Source organism: Pseudomonas sp. 22072 (assembly GCF_052046095.1).
Classification (GTDB): domain Bacteria; phylum Pseudomonadota; class Gammaproteobacteria; order Pseudomonadales; family Pseudomonadaceae; genus Aquipseudomonas; species Aquipseudomonas paracarnis.
In genome coordinates this window covers 97,438-116,056 of sequence record NZ_JBQEQE010000017.1, presented here as the reverse complement: position 1 = coordinate 116,056, position 18,619 = coordinate 97,438, and the positions used below count along the sequence as shown (strand labels likewise).

The window sequence follows — 18,619 nt, the reverse complement described above, 5'->3', positions numbered from 1 at the left end:
TCATTTCTTCTCTGCGGGCGCGCGCCCATAGATGTCATCGAAGCGTACGATGTCGTCCTCGCCCAGGTATTCACCGCTCTGCACTTCGATCATCACCAGGTCGATGATGCCGGGGTTGGTCAGGCGGTGCTTGTGCCCAGCCGGGATGTAGGTCGATTCGTTGGCGTTGATCAAAAATTCGCGCTCGCCATTGGTGATCTGCGCGGCACCGCTGACCACTACCCAGTGTTCGCTGCGGTGGTGATGCATTTGCAGCGACAGCGACGCCTGGGGCTTGACCACGATGCGCTTGATCTTGAACCGGCTGCTTTCCTCCAGCACGGTGTAGGTTCCCCACGGCCGGGTGACGGTGCGGTGCAGGCTGAACGCCGGATGGTTCTGGCGCTTGAGTTCGGCGACGATGTAGCGCACGTCCTGGCTGCGGTTGGCGTCGGCGATCAGCAGGGCATCGGGGGTATCGACGATGATCAGGTCTCGCACGCCGACGGCACCGAGTACGCGTTTGGGCGAGTCGATATAGCAGTTGTGCACGTCATGCAAGATGGCTTCGCCATTGACCTGGTTGCCCTGGGCATCGCTGGGCGTGAGCTGGCGCAGGGCTTCCCAGGAACCGATGTCGCTCCAGCCGATGTCGCACGGCACCACGGCCACTTGCGTGGACTTCTCCATCAACGCCACGTCGATGGAAAGGTCTGGCGCGGTGCCGAAGGCCTCGCTGCCCAGTTCACGCTGGCGCGAGGTGCTGTTTTGCAGGTGCTGGCTCTGCTCGAGGGCTGCACGAGCGGCCCCCAGTACGTCGGGAGCATGGGTCGCCAGCTCGTCCACCAGAGTACTGGCCTTGAAGCAGAACATGCCGGCATTCCACAAGTGCTTGCCGCCGTCGAGATAGGCTTGGGCCGTGGCCAGGTCGGGTTTTTCGACGAAACGCTTGACCCGGTTACCCAGGCTCAGGGCGTCACCTTTTTCGATGTAGCCGAAGCCTGTTTCCGGGTGATCGGGTTGAATGCCGAAGGTCACCAGGTAGCCGGCTTCGGCCAACTCGCGTGCCTGGGTCACGGCGTCGGCGAACGCGGTTTCATTCAGCACCAGATGGTCGGCTGGCATCACCAACAACTGGGCGTCGCCACCGAAATGCTCCTGCACGTGCAGTGCCGCCACCGCAATGGCCGCTGCGGTATTGCGACCGAACGGCTCCAGCAACAGGTCCAGAGGCAGCCTGGCCTGGTTGACTCCGCGGTAGTCATCCAGGGTGCGAAACAGCAAGTCGCGATTAGTGACGGTCAGCACACTTTCCACGCCGGGCAGGCGCGCGGCACGTTGAAAGGTTTTCTGCAGCAGACTCTGGCCGTCACGCATACGCATGAATGGCTTGGGCATGTTCTGCCGGGACACCGGCCACAGCCGCGTGCCTGACCCACCGGAAATAATGCAGGGGATTAATCCGTTGAGTGTATTCATCAATAGACTTCCTTGGTGGAAAGGACGGCTGGGACCGTCATGAAGACGATGTACAAATCGAACCACACGGACCATTTGGAGATGTACTCCAGGTCGTATTCGACGCGTTTCTGGATTTTGAACAGGGTGTCAGTTTCACCCCGGTAGCCGTTGATCTGCGCCCAACCGGTGATGCCGGGCTTGACCCGGTGGCGCGAGCTGTATTCGCTCACAGCCACTTCGAACGGAATACCGGCGGCTTTGGTGGCGGTGGCATGAGGGCGCGGGCCGACCATCGACATGTTGCCCTGCAGTACGTTGAACAACTGCGGCAGCTCATCGATGCTGGTCTTGCGGATGATGCGGCCAACCCGGGTAATGCGCGGGTCTTCACGAGTGGTCTGGCGTTCGGCGGTAAAGTCGCTCTGGTCGGTGTACATCGAGCGGAACTTGAACACGCGAATTTCGTTGTCGTTATAGCCGTAGCGGTTCTGGCGAAACAGCACCGGGCCCTTGGAGTCGAGCTTGATCGCAATGGCCGTGACCAGCATCACCGGTGACACCAGCACCAGGGTGATGCTCGCCAGGAGCAGGTCTTCGCAACGCTTGATAAACGGCGACCAACCGCGCAGCGGCAACTGCGAGGTATTGAACATCAGGATGCCGCCCACGTCTGTGATCCGGCTATGGCCGTAGCGCAGGGCAGCCATGTCGGGCACCAGCATCACGTTCACCGACATTTGCCGCAGGCGATTGACCAAGCCGTGAATACGTTGCTCGGCAGCCCAGGGCAGGCAGATCATCACTTGGTTGACCTGTTCGGCGCGGATCAGTTTTTCCAGGTCGCGGGTATTGCCCAACAGCGGCAGGCTGCTCAGTTCCTTGGGAATACGCTCGGTGCGGTCGTCAATAAAGCCGATAAGCCCGGAGCGAATGTCGCCGTTGCGTTGCAAGTGGTCGGCGACATGCACGGCGGTGTCAGTGAAACCCAGGATCACTGTGCGTTGCAGGTATTTGCCCTTGCGCATGAGTTTGCGGTACAGGCGTAGCATCACCAGGCGTTCGGCACAGAACATCGTCAAGCTGGCGATATACCACACCACCAGGTTGCGCGGGTTCAATTGCGGAAATACCTGCAGGATCTGGTACATGAACAACAGGATGCAGAATGCGGAGGACCAGGCCACGATATTGGTGCGCAGGCGCAAGCGATTACTGAACAGTTCCTCGGAATAAATGCCCAGGGCCTGGAACAGAATGATGGTCAATACCGCAAAAAACAGCAGCAAGCCCAGAAAGTGCGAACGCATTTCAGGGGCCATCGGGTCGAGGAAAAGCGCCAGGACCAGCGGTGGGAAAATGGCCGTCAGACCGTGGACCAGCTTGACGAAAACCACAAAAAACTCGACAAACCCTGCTCGGGTCAAAAACAAGCTGACAACTGACGACTTCTCTCGCATACAAACATCCCTCATTGCACACCAGGCGTTCTATTCGGTCGTCTGAACCAGACGGCAGCGGACTACGCTGGGTAAAACGCATCCCTTCCTTCGAATGGATCGCTCCAAATGAAAGAATTTTGCAAGGGCAGTGGCTACTACAGGAGGACTTCCTTTTCTCTTTCAGTCAATAATTTGACCTTGTTTCAGCGATGATATCATAGACACTTTAAATGTTCCTTCTTGTGTCATTTTGTTGACATTCCTTGTGCAAGAGGACCCGGTCTCGGGGTGTGATTTTGAGTGTAGGAACAAAAGTGTGAATTTTCCTGTTTGTCAGGAAACACTTTTTTGACGGGCCCCGGGGAGGCGTAGGAAAAGAGGGCGCAACGCACCAGGCGCCTGCCCTCCAGAGGATTGAGCGGGTTAAAAGGTGCCTTTCAGACTGACCGTGAAATTACGCGGTTCGCCATAAAAATTGCCCCATGAGGCTGTGCCCACGGTTTGGTAATAGTTTTTGTCGAAGAGGTTCTTGGCGTTAAGGGCGACGGTCCAGGTGTCATCTACGCGGTAGGCCAATCGTGCATCCCAAACCGTATAGCCGGCCTGTTCGAGCTTGAGGCCCTGCTGCATGCGATAGTTGCCGCTCTGGGCATTGACCCCCGTACCCACGCTCCATTTGGACAGCGCGCCATCCAGCTGGTAATCGCCCCACATGCGCAACATGTGGCGGGGTACATAGGTGTTGGACGCGCCTCCTTCGATAGCGGTATCAATGTTTTTAAGCGATTTGGTCTGAGTGTAGGTGTAGCCCCCCGAGACTTGCAGACGTTCGAGCAACTGGCCGCTGACTTCGGCTTCGACGCCCTGGGCGCGGACCTTGGCAGTGTCGGTATAGCAGTAGCCATCGGACGAAGTTGGGCAGAAACTCAGGAAGTCAGTCTCGGCGCCGTTTTTCTCTGTGGCCCGGAACAACGCTATGGAACTGTTGAGACGCCCGTCGAACCATTCGCCCTTGATACCCAGCTCGTAGTTGTCCCCCATCTTGGGCTTGAGTGCCGCGCCGTCGGCGGTGGCATAAGAGCTCTGCGGCTGGAAGATATCGGCGTAGCTGGCGTACAGGGAAAGGTGTTCGTCGAGGTCGTAGATCAGAGCGGCAAACGGCGTGACTTCACCGGATTCCTTGGTGCGCGCATCTTGCACACTCCACTCGCCCCAACCCAGGGTGTTGGACTGCCGACGGTTTTCGTACCAGCTCACACGGCTGCCCACGATGAACATCAAGGGCTCGGCCAGGCGCAGGCGCAAGGTGGCGTAAGTACCATACTGGGTAGCGGTTTCCTTGACCGTGCCACCGCGGTACATGTTTGGCCAGAAGGTGTCATTGGCTGGTTCGGGGAAGTGGTGGTCGGGCTGATAAATGCTCTGGCGCGTGGGCAGGTTCTGGATCGCGAATACGTCATCCTGGGTGCCTCGGCTGCCGTTGGCCCCAAGGATCAGTTCGTGTTCCAGGCCAAAGGCTTGGAACTTGCCATCGACGTAAGCGTCGAGGCCGAAGTCCTTGTGCTCATAGTCCATCAATGCTGCGTAGGAGTTGGCGGTGGGGGTTGGGGCGCCATAGGCGATGGTACCTTCGCTGGCGGCGTACTTGGTGTCTTGCAGGTTGCGGCTGTGCACAGCGGCGACTTTGATTTGCCAGTCGTCATTGAAGTGATGGGTGAGATCAGCGAAGAACGTCGTGCGTCGGCTTTGCCAGTCGTTCCAGGATTGGCCCAGGCAGGTGGAACGGCTTAACCTGGCGCTCTTGCCATCGCTATAGCGCGGCAAGCCACCCCAACAGGGGCTGGCGTCGACGTCTTCGTAGCTGGCTCCCACGCCCAGGGTTGTGTCGGGGCTCAGGTCGACGTCCAGTGCGGTATAGAAGGCCTGGTCCTGGCGCTTGGAAATGTCCATGTAGGAGCCGCGATCCTGTTGGCTGAACGCCGCGCGGCCGCGCACGGTGCCGCTGTCATTGAGCGGGCCACCGGTATCGACGTCGGCGCGGTAGTTGTCCCAGGTGCCGGCGGACAGCATCAGGCTTGAGGTCGGGGTGGCCTGTGGCCGCTTGCGCACGAAGTTCACCGCACCGCTGGCCGTGCCGGCCCCCTTGAGCATGCCGGCTGCGCCTTTAAGTACTTCCACGCGATCATAGATCGCCATGTTGGCGCTGAAACTGTCCGCCTGCACATAGTCCTTGCCCATGTCCAGCGGTACGCCGTCGTACTGGTACTGGCCGAGCATCTTGAATCCACGGGAATAGAAATACTTGCCGCCCATGGGCGACTCGTAGGTGGTGATCCCTGGTGTACGTTCCATCACATCGTCAATGGTGGTGACATTCTGATCGTCCATCAATTGGCGGGTCATCACACTCACTGACTGTGGCGTTTCCCGCAGGCTGTGTTGGCCTTTGCCGATGGTGACCGCGCCGGTAGTGTACGAACCGGTGCCTTCGGTCAGGGCCCCCAGGCGTTGGCCGGTCACCGTGGTCGCGCTCAGGTTCAGGGCACCGGTGTCGGCCATTTGTGGCAACAGCAGCCACATATCCTTGCCTTGGCGCTGGGCTTGCAGGCCCTGGCCGCGCAGTAACTGGCCCAAGGCCTGTTCTCGATCGAAGTTGCCGCTCAGGCCTGTGCTGGTTTTACCGGCAACGCTGGTGGCATCGTAGGACAAGCTGATGCCGGCCTGACGGGCAAATTGATCCAGTGCCGAGGTAAGGGAGCCGGGGGCGATCGCCCATGCGCGAACCTGGGTATCAGCGCTAGCGGAGTCGGCCATCACGGCGAGCGGCAAGACGCCGCCGCCCAGGCAGGCGCCAAGGAGGGCGGCCTGCACCGCGTGTTTGAGAAGAGAACGTTTGGAGGGGAACGCTTGCATGACCGCGGGATGCTCCTGAAGGAAGTGGACAAACCGGCCTGTTGATCGGCCCTTCCTTACAGGTCGAATGGCAATGAGAATTCACCTCATTTATTTTCGGCCGGTCACACCCGAGCGGAGACGGTTACCCAGTAGCGGCTGCGGTAGGTCACATCGATCGCCAGCGATTGAGTGACCAACTTGAGCACTTGGTCGGTGTCCTCCAGTTGGTAAGTGCCCGACACCCGCAGCCCTGCCACGGCTTCGCTGCAACGCACCAACCCACTGCGATAGCGGCCCAGCTCGGCCAGGAAGTCGTCCAGGCGCATGTTGTGGGCGCTGATCACGCCGTCACTCCAGGCCCAGGGGTCCAGGCCGTTGTTGGGGGAAGGGCGAATGCCGCTACGGTTGAACATCACCTGTTCGCCTGGCTTGATCACCTGGCGTGCGGCGCCGTCATGGCGATCGGCAAACACCGCTACCGCACCCTGTTGCACGGCCAGCAGAGTACCTTGGAGTTCTTCGCGCACCAGCAAGCGCGTGCCGACGGCGCGCAGGTAACCGTCGCGGGTATGCACCCACAGCGGGCGGTGGTCGGCGCCGGTATTGATCAATATTTCACCCTGGCGCAGGTTCACCAGCCGTTGTTCGGCGCTGGAGGTAATGTCGACGGCACTGGCGCTGTTGAGCTGGACTTTGCTGCCATCCTCCAATGTTACCCAGCGCCGCTCGCCAGTGGCGGTGCGGTAGTCCGCCATCAAGGCGGGCAGGGGCGTGTAGTCGCGGCCCAGCCAGGCTAAACCTGCGGCGCCGGCAAACAGCCCGAGCAGTTTCAGGCTTTCACGACGGCTGATGTGCTGGCGTGCGCCGTCGAGTGCATGGCGACTGACATGCGCCGGCAAGTGGTTGAAATCGTCATTCAGGGTGGCGACCCGTTGCCAGGCCTGTTGATGCGCCTCGCTGGTGTGCAGCCACTGGTCAAAGGCCGCGGTGCTGGCGTCGTCGGCGGTGTTGTAGCGCAGCTTGATCATCCATTGGATGGCCTGGTCGACCAGGTGCGAGTCAGGAGTCGGCATAGCGCAACCGGTAACAGGCGTGCAGCGCCTTGGACAGGTCGCGTTCCACCGTGGCCTTGGACACGCCCAGGCGCAAGGCGATCTGCGGGCAGGTCAGGCCGTCCAATTGGGCCAACAGGAACGCCTCGCGCACCCTCGGCTTGAGCTGGTCGAGCAAACGGTCAATACGCTCCAGGCTGTCGAGGATCAGCCGCTTTGTTTCTTCGCTCGGCACCTCTACTTGCGGGAAGTGCGCCAGGCTTTCCAGGTAGGCGCGTTCCAGTTCGCGGCGCCGGTATTGGTCGATCATCAAGCTGCGCGCGATGCTGCTCAGATACGCGCGCGGCTGCTGCAAAGTCTGTTGCTGACGCGCGTTGAGCAGGCGCACGAAGGTGTCCTGCGCGAGGTCAGCGGCGCGCTCATGGCAGCCCGTGCGCCGGCTCAACCAGCCTCGCAGCCATGAATGGTGGGCTTGGTATAGCTGGCCGATGGCAGCAGGGTCCAGTGGGTGATCGCTCGACATGGTCATCCTGGCGCAGCAGGCTTAATTGATAATGTTTCGCATTCTAGACGTTGGTCGTGGCATTCAGCAATCACTCGGTTCGCTGCGTGAGCAATGTATCCAGCACAATTTTTTGTAGGGCCTGCAAGCGCCGATTAATCTGTTTTTTTTCCAGCGGACGGTTCAACCATGATCAGCCTTGTCACACTCGGTGTTTTTTCCGGCGCTGTGTTGCTGTTGTTGCTGTCACCGGGGCCGAACATGGCATTTGTCATCAGTCAGGGCGTCACCCATGGCTGGCGCGGCGGCGTTGCTTCGGCCCTGGGCATTGGCGTGGCCGACCTGTTGCTGACAGCGTTGACCGCGATGGGGGTGACGGCGTTGGTCGCCAGCTGGCCGCCGGCATTCGACCTGATCCGTTATGCGGGCGTGATTTACCTGGTGTGGCTGGCCTTCAAAACCTTGCAGAAACGCCCCGGCCTGGACACCGCTCACGTCGGCCGCGTGGCGTTGGGCCGAGTGTTTCTGCAGGCCATGCTCAACAGTTTGCTCAACCCCAAGGCGTTGTTGTTTTTCATGGTGTTCCTGCCGCAGTTTGTGCGGCCCGAGGCGGGGCCCATCGCCTTGCAACTGATGGTGCTGGGCGGTGTGTTGACGTTGATCGCCAGTGTGTTTCATGTGCTGTTGGGACTGTTTGGCGGGGCGCTCAGCCGCTTCTTCGCCAAACGCACCAAAAGCGCTTGGCTGCAGAAGTGGGGCTTGGCGGCGGTGCTGATGGCGTTGGCCGTGCGCTTGGCGGTGATGTCACGTCCTGCCTGAACACACGCGGGAAGCCAAGCAAGTTTCTTTGTGGCGGGGGAGCTTGCTCCCGCAACGGCCCGACAGCCGATGCTCATCTACCAGACACCCCGCAATCCAACTGTGGGAGCTGGCTTGCCTGCGATGGCGGCCTGCCAGCCGACACCGGGTATCAGACCGAGCACATATTCATTCCTGCGGTAACGGCCACCTATTTGACTGAAAGAGATACCTTTGGCCAGCTTTGCCGCGACTACCAGGTCAGTCGAAAGACTGGCTACGACTGGACAGCCGTTGAGCACCGAAAGAATCAAAAGGAGTTTCGTACAGCGGACTAGGACTTACCTCACGTTCAAGCGTTGAAACCGGTTCATTCCCACGGACCTTCAGTCGCTGCAAATTCAGCGACCGGACGTGAGAAATCCAACTTCACCCCAACCGCGCAGCCGCCCGCGCCACGATCTCCCCGCGCACTTTGCGTGACTCCTCCGTGCGCTTGTTGGCTTCCTCCAGCACATGCCTGGGCGCCGTCTCCGGGCGGCCGGAGTCAAACGGTGGGGCCGGCGCGTATTCGATCTGCAGTTGCACCAGTTGCGCTGCCGCTTCGCTGTACAACTCCGCGGCCAAAGTCAGGGCAAAATCGATGCCCGCGGTGATCCCGCCGCCGGTAAACAGGTTGCCATCACGCACCACACGTTCCTGTACGGGGATGGCACCGAGCGGGGCGAGCAGGTGGTGGTAGGCCCAATGGGTGGTGGCCTTGCGATCGCGCAGCAACCCTGCCGCGCCCATTACCAATGAGCCGGTGCACACCGAGGTCATGTAGCGCACTGTCTGGGCCTGGGCCTTGAGGAAGTCCAGGGTTTGCGGGTCTTCCATCAATGGGCCCACACCGGCGCCGCCGGGTACGCAGAGCACATCCAGGTTCGGGCAGTCGGCATAAGTGATGGTCGGCGTGAACACCAAGCCCGTGCTGGAGGTGATCGGCGCGAGGTCTTTCCACACCAGGTGCAGCTTCACGTCTGGCAGCGAACCGAGGACATCATAGGGGCCGGTAAGGTCTAGTTGCTGGATGCCGGGGAACAATAGAAAACCGATCTGCAAGGTCATGGTTCAAGCTCCGAAAAGGAATGGACGTCCTCACTGTAGAAGCCTACGCTTTGGCGGGTACGCCATAGAGCCCACTAATCGCGCCAATCATGCCCAAGATTATTCATGTACTCGCTTTTGAAAATGCTCAGGTGCTTGATGTCACCGGGCCTCTGCAAGTGTTTGCGTCGGCTAATGACCTGCTGCGCCAACGGGGTTTACCGTTGCCCTACGCAGTGAGCGTGATCGCCGCTCAGGCAGAACCGGTGAGGACGTCTGCCGGCCTGGCGCTGCTGGCTGAACCGCTGCCCGCCATCGATGCGCCTTGCGACACCCTGGTGATCGCCGGTGGCTGGGGCGTGTACGGCGCTGCCGAGGACCCGGCGCTGGTGCAATGGGTGCGCGATAAATCCTTGCACACCCGGCGCATGGCTTCGGTTTGCACCGGGGCTTTTCTGCTGGCCGCTAGTGGCTTGCTCGATGGTTGCCGCGTGGCCACGCACTGGACGCGCTGTGAAGAACTGGCGCGCAAGTTCCCTGCGCTCACGGTGGAGGCCAATCCGATTTTCATCCAGCAAGGTGCGGTGTGGACGTCTGCTGGTGTGACCGCCGGGATCGACCTGTGCCTGGCCCTGGTAGAGGATGACCTGGGGCGTGCGATTGCTCTGGAGGTGGCGCGCCACTTGGTGGTGTTCCTCAAGCGCCCTGGCGGTCAGTCGCAATTCAGCGTGACGTTATCCCTGCAAAGGAGCGACAGCCGTTTTGCCGAGCTGCATGCCTGGATCGCCGAAAACCTGACGTTGGATCTGAGCATCGCCACCCTGGCGGCCCAGGCTGGCATGAGCGAGCGCAGCTTTGTACGCCACTATCGCACCGAGACTGGCCAAACCCCGGCGCGGGCCGTGGAACTGATTCGCGTCGAAAACGCACGCCGGCAACTGGCAGATAGCACAACCTCCATCAAGCGTATCGCCATGCAATGTGGTTTTGGCTGTGAAGAGACTTTGCGCCGCAGCTTTCTAAGGGCTTTGTCGGTGACGCCCCAGGCTTATCGAGAGCGTTTTTCACCGCTCCAGTAGTTCCAGCAAAGCTTGAAGCGTGACCTGGGGCGCTTCCTGGAAAACGTTATGACCCACGCCGGGCAACACCTGGCGGCGATAAAAACCGCTGAAGTGCTCCACGTCATCATCCTCCAGCGACGGCGGGCCCACGCCATCGTCGGCCCCGCACAGCGAAATGCTCGGTACTGATATCGGCGGTTGCGGCACCAGCGCCTGCTCGATGTATTCCAGCGCGGGATCACCCGGCGCATACATAAAGCGATGGCGATAGGAGTGAATCACCACCTCGACAAAATCCGGGTTATCAAACGACGGCGCGGTCAGGGCGTAGCGGCTTGGCCCTTCGGCCCAGGACGGTGACCACAGCGTCCAGAGCAATTGGCAGAGTTCACGCCGATTGGCCGTCAACCCGTCGACCCCGCGCTGGGTGTGAAAGTAATACTGATACCAGAGCCGGTGCTCTGTCTCAGGTGGCCTGGGCTTGAGCGACTGGCTGATGGCCTGGATGTTGTAGCCATCGCCGGTCACCAGGCCGCGCACCCGCTGCGGCCATAGCGCCGCGACAATACAGGCGGCGCGCCCACCCCAGTCAAAGCCGGCGAGTGTGGCTTGCGGGATCGACAATGCATCCATGAAGTCGAGCAGGTCCTTGGCCAGCGCTGCCTGTTGGCCAGAGCGCATCACTTGCGTGTTGATAAATCGCGTCGGGCCATAACCGCGTAAATACGGGACCAACACCCGATAACCACGTTCAGCCAGCACCGGCGCGATGTCGTCGTACCCCCGTGGATCGTAGGGGAAGCCATGCAACAGGATCACCGGTTCGCCATCGATGGGGCCGTGGGTTTCGTAAGCCACATCAAGCAGGGTTGTGCGCACATACAGCAGTGGGGCAGGGGATGTCACGGTTGCCATACGGTTTTCTCCCCGCTGAGTTTGCGGTCCAGGAACGTTGCCGCGCTGATCAATGCCAAGTGGCTCAAGGCCTGGGGCGTGTTGCCCAGGTGCCGGGCCTGGCTGTCGAACTCTTCGGCGTACAACCCCAGCGGGTTGGCGTAACGCAGCAACTGTTCGAATTCCAGATGGGCCTTTTCAACTTGCCCGGCGCGCGCCAGGCATTCGACGTACCAGAACGAACAGGCGGCAAACGCGCCTTCGACGCCTTGCAGCCCATCGATCTGGCTATCGTCATTGCGGTAGCGGTAGACCATGCCGTCGCGCACCAGGCTTTTCTGGATCGCTTCCAGTGTCGTGAGCCAGCGCGGGTCCGTGGCGGCGACAAAGCGCACCAGCGGCATCAACAGCATCGAACCGTCGAGGGCGGTGCTGCCGATATGCTGCACAAAATGCCCGCGCTCTTCGTTCCAGAAGTTAGTCCAGATGTCGGCGTAGATCGCCTGGCGCGTCTGGTCCCAGCGTGCGAACGGGGCCGGCAGCGAACGTTTGGAGGCCAGGCGAATGGCACGGTCCAGGGCCACCCAGCACATCAGGCGTGAGTGCAGGAAGTGGTGCTGCTCGCCGCGCATTTCCCAGATGCCCACGTCTTTGTGGTTCCAGATCTCACACACTTGGTCGACCACTTCCACCGTGTGTTTCCAGCCTTGGTGGGAGATGGCTTCGCCGTACTTGTTCACCAGGTAAACCGCGTCCATCAGTTCGCCGTAGATATCCAGCTGGATCTGGTCGAACGCTTCGTTGCCCACCCGCACCGGTTGGGCGCCGCCGTGGCCGCTCAAGTGGTCGAGGGTGGTTTCCGGCAGTTCCTGGCGACCGTCGATGCCGTACAGGATGTTGATCTTGGTCGGCTGGCCGCAGCAGTCGCTGACCCGGCCCCTGAGCCAGCGCATATAGGCGTTGGCTTCCTCGACGAAACCCAGGCGCATGAACGCATAGACGGTGAACGAGGCATCGCGGATCCAGGTATAGCGGTAGTCCCAGTTGCGTTCGCCGCCGGGCGTTTCCGGCAGCCCGAACGTGGCCGCGGCGATGATGGCGCCGTGTTTGCGCGAGGTCAGGAGTTTCAGCGCCAGGGCCGAGCGGTTGACCATCTCGCGCCAGCGCCCGCGATAGTTGGACTGGCTGATCCAACCGCGCCAGAACTTCAAGGTGCGCTCCAGGTAGAGGTCGGTACAGTCGTTGGTGACGCGCGCATCCTCCTGGCCACCGAGGACAAATTCGGCGCCTTCATCCTGGGCGAGGGTAAAGGTGGCGATGGCGGTGTTGCCTTGGAGGGTCAGCGGCTGACTGCCAATCAGGCGCAGGCCGGGCTGGCCGCTGGCGGTGAACACCACGCTGGCAGCCTCGGCCTTAGCCTCGGTGGGGGCCCGGGCATAGTCGTGGCGCACGGCGCAGCTCAGGTGGATAGTCGCCTTGCCACTGACCACCCGTACCCGCCTGATCAGCAAGGGCAGTTCATCGACGTTTTCGCTGACGGTCAGCAGGTCGGTGATCTCCACCACCGCTTCATCGCTCAGCCAGCGAGTCTGCAGCACATTGGTGTCGGGCAGGTAGATCTGCTCGCGGCGGGCGTTGGGCAGGTCCGGGGTAAGCTGGAACGTGCCGGCCTCGGGCGTGTCGAGCAGTGCGCAAAACACCGAAGGGCTGTCGAATTCCGGCCAGCAGAAGAAGTCGATGCTGCCGCGGTCGTTCACCAGTGCCGCGCTGCGCATGTCGCCGATGATCCCGTGGGCATCGATGGCGCTTTGAGGTTCGTTCTTGAAATCAACCATTGCCACGGAACTCCGGGTAGAGGCTCATACCGCCATCGATGAACAAGGTGCTGCCAACCACATAATCAGAGGCATCGCTGGCCAGCCACACCACTGCATTGGCCACGTCTTCGACGTCACCGACACGACCATAAGGAATCAATTTGAGCAGCTCTTTTTCTGCAGCACCTTCAGTGGCTGCGCGGTTGATCGCCGTGCGAATCGCCCCAGGCGCAATGCCATTGATACGGATGCGTTGTTCGCTGACTTCCTGGGCGAGGGTGCGCATCAGCATCTCCACGCCGCCCTTGGACGCGGCGTAATTCACATGCCCGGCCCAGGGGATGACTTGATGCACCGAACTCATATGGATGATTTTGCCGGCGGCCCGTGACACACCTTCGCGAATACCCTGGCGATTGAAGATGCGCACCGCGGCCCGCGCGCACAGGAACTGCCCGGTGAGGTTGACACCAATCACGGTGTTCCAATCCTCAAGGCTCATATCGACCAGATTGGCGTCTTTTTGCAGGCCGGAGTTGGCCACCAGAATATCCAGATGGCCGAAGGCGTCGAGGGTTTGCGCGAACAGGCGTTCGACATCGGCCTCCTTGGACACATCGCCGCCAATCGCAAGCGCTCGGCCGCCGTTGGCATTGATCTGCGCGGCGAGAGCCTCAGCCGGTGCCGCCTGGGAGTTGTAGTTAAGCACCACCGCCGCGCCTGCTGCGGCCAGGGCTTTGGCCGCGCCCGCGCCAATGCCGGAACTGGCCCCGGTGACCAGGGCCACTTGTTGCTGCAAGGAAATCTGCATCGCCCACCCACCGTTTTATGAGAGTCCTTCTTGCTGACTGGCGGCGGCGAGCGGAAGTTCACCCCCTGGCGCTTACGCCCAACTCGGGCAAAGCGCGACTTTATCGTATGATGCTGAAAACAAAGGGCAATACAGGAAGCGATGGAATGCATGCGTGGGCCGATACCCGATGGATGAAACTATTACTCAGCGGCGTAGTGGCCGCTTTATCACTGGCTCAGACAGCCTTGTGCGTCGCGGAAAACAGCAATGGTAAAACGCTGTATCTACAGCGCTGTGCTGTGTGCCACGGGCCCGATATCAAAGGCACGGGGCCATTGGCAAAAAAAAGTAATCCGCCAACCCCCGACCTGACAACTGCCACCTTCAAGAAACGACTCCATGATTATCCTGGCGTTATCGTCTCCTCGGTCATCCTTCGCCCCAATGGCAACCTGATCCCCAAGACGCTGCAAGACAATGGCGTAAAGATCGCGCCACATGCCTGGAGCGTTAAAGACTTTCGCGATTTGCATCAATACATGAGTGAGGTCATTTCAAACAAATAGTGGGTCGGCGATGAGCAGCAATTGCCCCACTTAATAGGAAGCATTACTATTCACGCCCCGCCTTCCCAGTGCTCTCGCGATGACTCCTCAGCCGCCCCGCAGAACAGGCTTTTTCGAGCACTACGAAGAGTTGATCGGAACCTGGACGCGCCGCCTGAGAAACCGTCAGCAAGCCGAAGACCTGGCGCACGACACCTTCGTGCGGGTGCTTGAGTCCGCTGCCTGCGAGGTGGCGCAGCCCCGCGCCTACCTGCATCAAACCGCGCGCAATATTGCGGTGGATGCCTACCGCCGCGAAGACCGCCGCGAGACGTTGACGCTGCAGGCGATTGATCACAGCACGCCTCACAGTAGCGACCCCGAGCATTACATGCACGCGATCCAGTTGGCCGACGCCATCGAGCGGGCGCTGGCCGAGTTGCCGCTCAACTGTCGCAGGATTTTCATCTGGCAAAAGATCGAAGGGCTCACCCAGCAGGAAATCGCCACACGCCTGGGGCTGTCTAAAAACATGGTGGAAAAGTATATGATCCGCACCCTGCGGCATCTGCGTGATCGTCTGGATGCGAGCGCGCCATGACCGGCTTTGAAACAGGATCTTCCACGATGGATAACCGTGTCCGTGATGAGGCCGCGCAGTGGTTTGTACGCCTGCAAGATGGCCCATTGAGCGCCCAGGAACGCCAACGTTTCGATGCCTGGCGCAGGTCGCAGCCCGCGCATCAATACGAAATCGATGTGCTGCAAGGGCTATGGAGTGCGACGGATTTGCTGCCCAAGGCCCGCTTGCAGGCGCTGGGCGATGCGCCGACCGAGCGCCTTGGACGGCGTGCGCTGCTGCGTTATGCCGTGGCCGCCAGTGTGGTCGCCATTGCAGTGGGCCTGGGTGCGTACCGCGGTCTGTGGCAGCCAAAGCCCTACAATGCCGAATTCAGCACGCGGTTAGGCGAGCATCGTCAGGTGACCTTGCCTGACGGTTCCGTGATGGACCTCAACAGCCGCAGCGTGGTCGCGGTTCATTACGAAAAGGGCCGTCGGGGCGTAGAGCTCAAGCAGGGCGAGGCGATGTTCAGCGTGCAGCATGACGCCGGGCGCCCGTTTGTGGTCGCAGCCGGGGCAGGGCAGGTGACCGTCACCGGCACGCGCTTTGATGTACGTCGGGAGGCGGACCAGACCCGCGTGGCGGTCGAAGCCGGCACGGTCAAGGTGCAGGGCCGGGCATCCGATCACATCGTCACGCTCACCGCCGGGCGTGGCACCCATGTCGATCCCCAAGGCCAAGTGGCGGCGGCCTACGCGGTGAACCCTGAAGAACTGACCGCGTGGCGCAACGGTAAACTGGTGTTCAACAACGCCACCTTGGTCGACGTGGCGCGGGAAGTGTCGCGCTACCGCGAGCAACCGCTGCGGGTCAGTACGGCAGCGGTGGGCAATCTGCGCTTGACCAGTGTCTTCAACTCCAGCGATACCGATGCCTTGCTCAAGGCCTTGCCCCACATCCTGCCGGTCGCCTTGCGCACTCTGCCGGACGGTAGCCAGGAAATTATTTCGCGCTGACATTCAGGTTTTTTTCGAGTTCTTCGTCTTCTCCTGCAACTGCAACTGGTTTGCATTAACGGCCGCGCATGCTTGCGATCACAGGACTAGGTTCGACGTGAAAAAACTTGCCCCCCACAACAATAAAATTTCCCGCTGGGCGCCCTTGGCCCTGGCCGTTGCCATCAGTACCGCACAGGCTGCCGAGGGTATCCACATTCGTGCGCAATCCCTCGGCGCAGCCTTGAGCCAATTGGGCCAGCAGACCTCGCTGCAAGTGTTCTTCAGCCCCGATATGGTTGCTGGCAAGCAAGCTCCTGCGGTCGATGGCAATCTCTCGCCCGAACAAGCCCTGCGGCAATTACTGCAAGGCAGTGGCCTGGATTACCAGATTGACGCCGGCTCCGTGACCTTGCGTCCGGTGAGCCGCGGCACCGGTGAAGCGGGCTCACCGCTGGAACTGGGGGTCACCGATATCAAGGTGGTGGGCGACTGGCTTGCCGACGCCGATGCCGAAGTGGTGCAGAACCATCCCGGCGCACGCACCGTCATTCGACGCGAAGCCATGGTAGAGCAGGGCGCGATGAACATCGGTGACGTCCTGCGCCGCGTGCCTGGCGTGCAAGTGCAGGAATCCAACGGCACTGGTGGCAGTGATATTTCCCTCAACGTCGGCGTACGCGGCCTGACCTCGCGCCTGTCACCGCGCTCCACCGTGCTGATTGACGGCGTACCGGCTGCGTTCGCTCCTTACGGCCAGCCACAGCTGTCGATGGCGCCGATTTCTGCCGGTAACCTGGAAAGTATCGACGTTGTCCGCGGTGCGGGTTCGGTGCGTTATGGGCCACAGAACGTCGGCGGCGTGATCAACTTCGTGACCCGTACGATCCCGCAAGACTTCTCCGGTGAAGTCGGCACCACCCTGCAAACGTCTGCCCACGGTGGTTGGAAGCATGTAGAGAATGCCTTTATCGGCGGCACTGCCGACAACGGTATCGGCGCCGCGCTGCTGTACTCCGGGGTCAACGGTAACGGTTACCGCAACGGCAACAACGGCAACGACATCGATGATGTGATCTTCAAAACCCACTGGGCGCCGACCGATCAAGACGATTTCTCGCTGAACTTCCACTATTACGATGCCAGCGCCGATATGCCCGGCGGCCTGACCCAGAAGCAGTTCGATGCCAACCCGTACCAATCGGTGCGTGACTGGGACAACTTCAGCGGGCGCCGCAAGGACGTGTCGTTCAAGTACATCCGCCAGATCGACGACCGCACCCAGGCCGAAGTGCTGACTTACTATTCCGACAGTTTCCGTGGCAGCAACATTGCCAACCGCGATCTCAAGACCCTCAGCTCCTACCCGCGCACCTACTACACCTTCGGCATCGAGCCGCGTGTGTCCCATGTGTTTGACCTGGGGCCCAGTACCCAGGAAGTCAGTGTGGGGTATCGCTACCTCAAAGAAGGCATGCACGAGGAGGCCACCAGCCTGAACCTGGTCAACAACGTACCGACGCCGGGCGGGCAGAGCGACGGTCACGTGTATCAGGACCGCACGGGGGGCACTGAAGCCAACGCCTTCTATATCGATAACAAAATCGATATTGGCAAATGGACCATCACCCCGGGCATTCGCTTTGAAGATATCCGTACCGAATGGCATGACCGCCCGGTCGTTGCCCTGAACGGCAAGCGTACCGAGGAAAAACGCCGCGAGGTCCACAACAACGAACCGCTGCCGGCGCTGAGCGTGATGTACCACGTGTCTGACGCCTGGAAACTGTTCGCCAACTACGAAACCTCCTTCGGCAGCCTGCAGTATTTCCAACTCGGCCAGGGCGGTACCGGCGACCAGACGGCCAACGGCCTGAACCCGGAAAAGGCCAAGACCTACGAGGTCGGTACGCGCTACAACGACAGCGTCTGGGGCGGCGAAGTGACGCTGTTCTACATCGACTTCTCGGATGAACTGCAATACGTCAGCAATGACGTGGGCTGGACCAACCTCGGCGCCACCAAGCACAGCGGCATCGAAGCATCCGCCCATTACGACCTGTCCAACCTCGACCCGCGCCTCGACGGCCTGACCGCCAACGCGGGCTTCACCTACACCAAGGCCACCTCCGAAGGTGATGTGCCGTTCAAGGGCCGTGACCTGCCACTGTATTCCCGCCAAGTGGCGACCCTGGGCCTGCGTTACGACGTCAACCACTGGACCCACAACCTGGACGTCTATGCCCAGTCCGGCCAGCGTGCGCCCGGCACCGGCACCACCTATATCACCCAAGGCTCTGCTGATGGCCAATACGGTGATATCCCCGGGTATGTCTCGGTCAACCTGCGCAGCGGCTACGACTTTGGCGCGCAACTGTCGAACCTGAAACTGGGCGTGGGCGTGAAGAATGTCTTCGACCAGCAGCATTACACACGCTCTAGCGACAACAATGCAGGGTTGTACCTGGGTGAGCCTCGCACGTTCTTCCTACAGGCAAGCGTAGGGTTTTGAGCTTTAGCCGATGAAGAAAAATCGCGATCTCAAAGGTCGCGATTTTTTTTTGGCCCGGGCCAGGGGCACCGCCCATTCATCGCGAGAAGATCGCCGCTGTCCAAGCTGTTTCCTACACCTTGATCACATATTGTTGCTGGATCAGGAACTGATTCCGACGCAAAACCACACATGGGAAAGCTGGTGGGCTTCGACATTGCGTTGGAGCGACAAGCTGAAAATCGC

The 18,619-nt window shown here is 60.6% G+C and carries 15 protein-coding genes; 6 read left to right on the top strand and 9 right to left on the bottom strand.

All coding sequences use genetic code 11. From position 1 onward, the window contains the following. The 5 genes from ACTJLA_RS18510 to ACTJLA_RS18490 all read right to left on the bottom strand — a co-directional run bounded on the left by ACTJLA_RS18510 (nt 1) and on the right by ACTJLA_RS18490 (nt 7,349). The gene (locus ACTJLA_RS18510; protein WP_054898217.1) at nt 1–1,458 is read right to left on the bottom strand and encodes a mannose-1-phosphate guanylyltransferase/mannose-6-phosphate isomerase; all 1,458 of its coding nucleotides are present in this window, start codon (nt 1,456–1,458) and stop codon (nt 1–3) included. Continuing rightward, the gene (locus ACTJLA_RS18505; RefSeq protein ID WP_054898218.1) at nt 1,458–2,897 is read right to left on the bottom strand and encodes an undecaprenyl-phosphate glucose phosphotransferase; all 1,440 of its coding nucleotides are present in this window, start codon (nt 2,895–2,897) and stop codon (nt 1,458–1,460) included. Before ACTJLA_RS18505 ends, ACTJLA_RS18510 begins: the two co-directional genes overlap by 1 nt. A gap of 405 nt (nt 2,898–3,302) precedes the next feature. After that, nucleotides 3,303–5,792 carry a TonB-dependent siderophore receptor gene (locus ACTJLA_RS18500; protein ID WP_314551498.1) on the bottom strand — a complete coding sequence of 830 codons (2,490 nt, stop codon included), beginning with the start codon at nt 5,790–5,792 and terminating at the stop codon, nt 3,303–3,305. Nucleotides 5,793–5,896: 104 nt separating this feature from the next. After that, nucleotides 5,897–6,847 (bottom strand): FecR domain-containing protein, encoded by a 951-nt coding sequence (locus tag ACTJLA_RS18495; RefSeq protein WP_054898220.1) that lies wholly within the window; start codon nt 6,845–6,847, stop codon nt 5,897–5,899. Further along, the gene (locus ACTJLA_RS18490; protein ID WP_034125829.1) at nt 6,834–7,349 is read right to left on the bottom strand and encodes a sigma-70 family RNA polymerase sigma factor; all 516 of its coding nucleotides are present in this window, start codon (nt 7,347–7,349) and stop codon (nt 6,834–6,836) included. The genes ACTJLA_RS18495 and ACTJLA_RS18490 overlap by 14 nt, the downstream gene beginning before the upstream one ends. Nucleotides 7,350–7,517: 168 nt before the next feature. Between ACTJLA_RS18490 and ACTJLA_RS18485 the strand changes: the two genes are divergently transcribed. After that, nucleotides 7,518–8,147 carry a LysE family translocator gene (locus tag ACTJLA_RS18485; RefSeq protein WP_314551493.1) on the top strand — a complete coding sequence of 210 codons (630 nt, stop codon included), beginning with the start codon at nt 7,518–7,520 and terminating at the stop codon, nt 8,145–8,147. A 408-nt stretch (nt 8,148–8,555) separates the two neighbouring features. On the opposite strand, the gene ACTJLA_RS18480 is transcribed toward ACTJLA_RS18485, so the two are convergent. Beyond that, on the bottom strand, nt 8,556–9,236 hold the full coding sequence (locus tag ACTJLA_RS18480) for a DJ-1/PfpI family protein (RefSeq protein ID WP_314551490.1): 681 nt from the start codon (nt 9,234–9,236) through the stop codon (nt 8,556–8,558). An 89-nt stretch (nt 9,237–9,325) separates the two neighbouring features. On the opposite strand from ACTJLA_RS18480, the gene ACTJLA_RS18475 reads away from it, so the two are divergent. Continuing rightward, nucleotides 9,326–10,294 (top strand): GlxA family transcriptional regulator, encoded by a 969-nt coding sequence (locus ACTJLA_RS18475; RefSeq protein WP_057976603.1) that lies wholly within the window; start codon nt 9,326–9,328, stop codon nt 10,292–10,294. Here the strand turns inward: ACTJLA_RS18475 and ACTJLA_RS18470 are convergent. The 3 genes from ACTJLA_RS18470 to ACTJLA_RS18460 are packed head-to-tail and all read right to left on the bottom strand — an operon-like array spanning nt 10,280 to nt 13,798. Beyond that, the gene (locus ACTJLA_RS18470; protein ID WP_127882053.1) at nt 10,280–11,191 is read right to left on the bottom strand and encodes an alpha/beta fold hydrolase; all 912 of its coding nucleotides are present in this window, start codon (nt 11,189–11,191) and stop codon (nt 10,280–10,282) included. The genes ACTJLA_RS18475 and ACTJLA_RS18470 overlap by 15 nt on opposite strands. After that, nucleotides 11,179–13,005: a glycoside hydrolase family 15 protein gene (locus ACTJLA_RS18465; RefSeq protein WP_034125824.1), complete on the bottom strand. Its 1,827-nt coding sequence runs from the start codon at nt 13,003–13,005 to the stop codon at nt 11,179–11,181. Before ACTJLA_RS18465 ends, ACTJLA_RS18470 begins: the two co-directional genes overlap by 13 nt. Continuing rightward, nucleotides 12,998–13,798: a glucose 1-dehydrogenase gene (locus ACTJLA_RS18460; protein ID WP_072448699.1), complete on the bottom strand. Its 801-nt coding sequence runs from the start codon at nt 13,796–13,798 to the stop codon at nt 12,998–13,000. The genes ACTJLA_RS18465 and ACTJLA_RS18460 overlap by 8 nt, the downstream gene beginning before the upstream one ends. Nucleotides 13,799–13,944: 146 nt before the next feature. On the opposite strand from ACTJLA_RS18460, the gene ACTJLA_RS18455 reads away from it, so the two are divergent. From ACTJLA_RS18455 to ACTJLA_RS18440, 4 genes are all read left to right on the top strand, one after another. Then, nucleotides 13,945–14,346 carry a cytochrome c gene (locus tag ACTJLA_RS18455; protein ID WP_080757661.1) on the top strand — a complete coding sequence of 134 codons (402 nt, stop codon included), beginning with the start codon at nt 13,945–13,947 and terminating at the stop codon, nt 14,344–14,346. A 79-nt stretch (nt 14,347–14,425) separates the two neighbouring features. Continuing rightward, nucleotides 14,426–14,926, top strand: a complete 501-nt coding sequence (locus ACTJLA_RS18450; RefSeq protein ID WP_181125376.1) for a sigma-70 family RNA polymerase sigma factor — start codon at nt 14,426–14,428, stop codon at nt 14,924–14,926. 26 nt (nt 14,927–14,952) lie between these two features. Further along, the gene (locus ACTJLA_RS18445; RefSeq protein ID WP_314551476.1) at nt 14,953–15,903 is read left to right on the top strand and encodes a FecR family protein; all 951 of its coding nucleotides are present in this window, start codon (nt 14,953–14,955) and stop codon (nt 15,901–15,903) included. A 97-nt stretch (nt 15,904–16,000) separates the two neighbouring features. Then, a complete protein-coding gene (locus ACTJLA_RS18440) occupies nt 16,001–18,394 on the top strand; it encodes a TonB-dependent siderophore receptor (RefSeq protein WP_314551475.1) in 2,394 nt (797 codons plus the stop codon). Nucleotides 18,395–18,619: the final 225 nt, after the last annotated feature.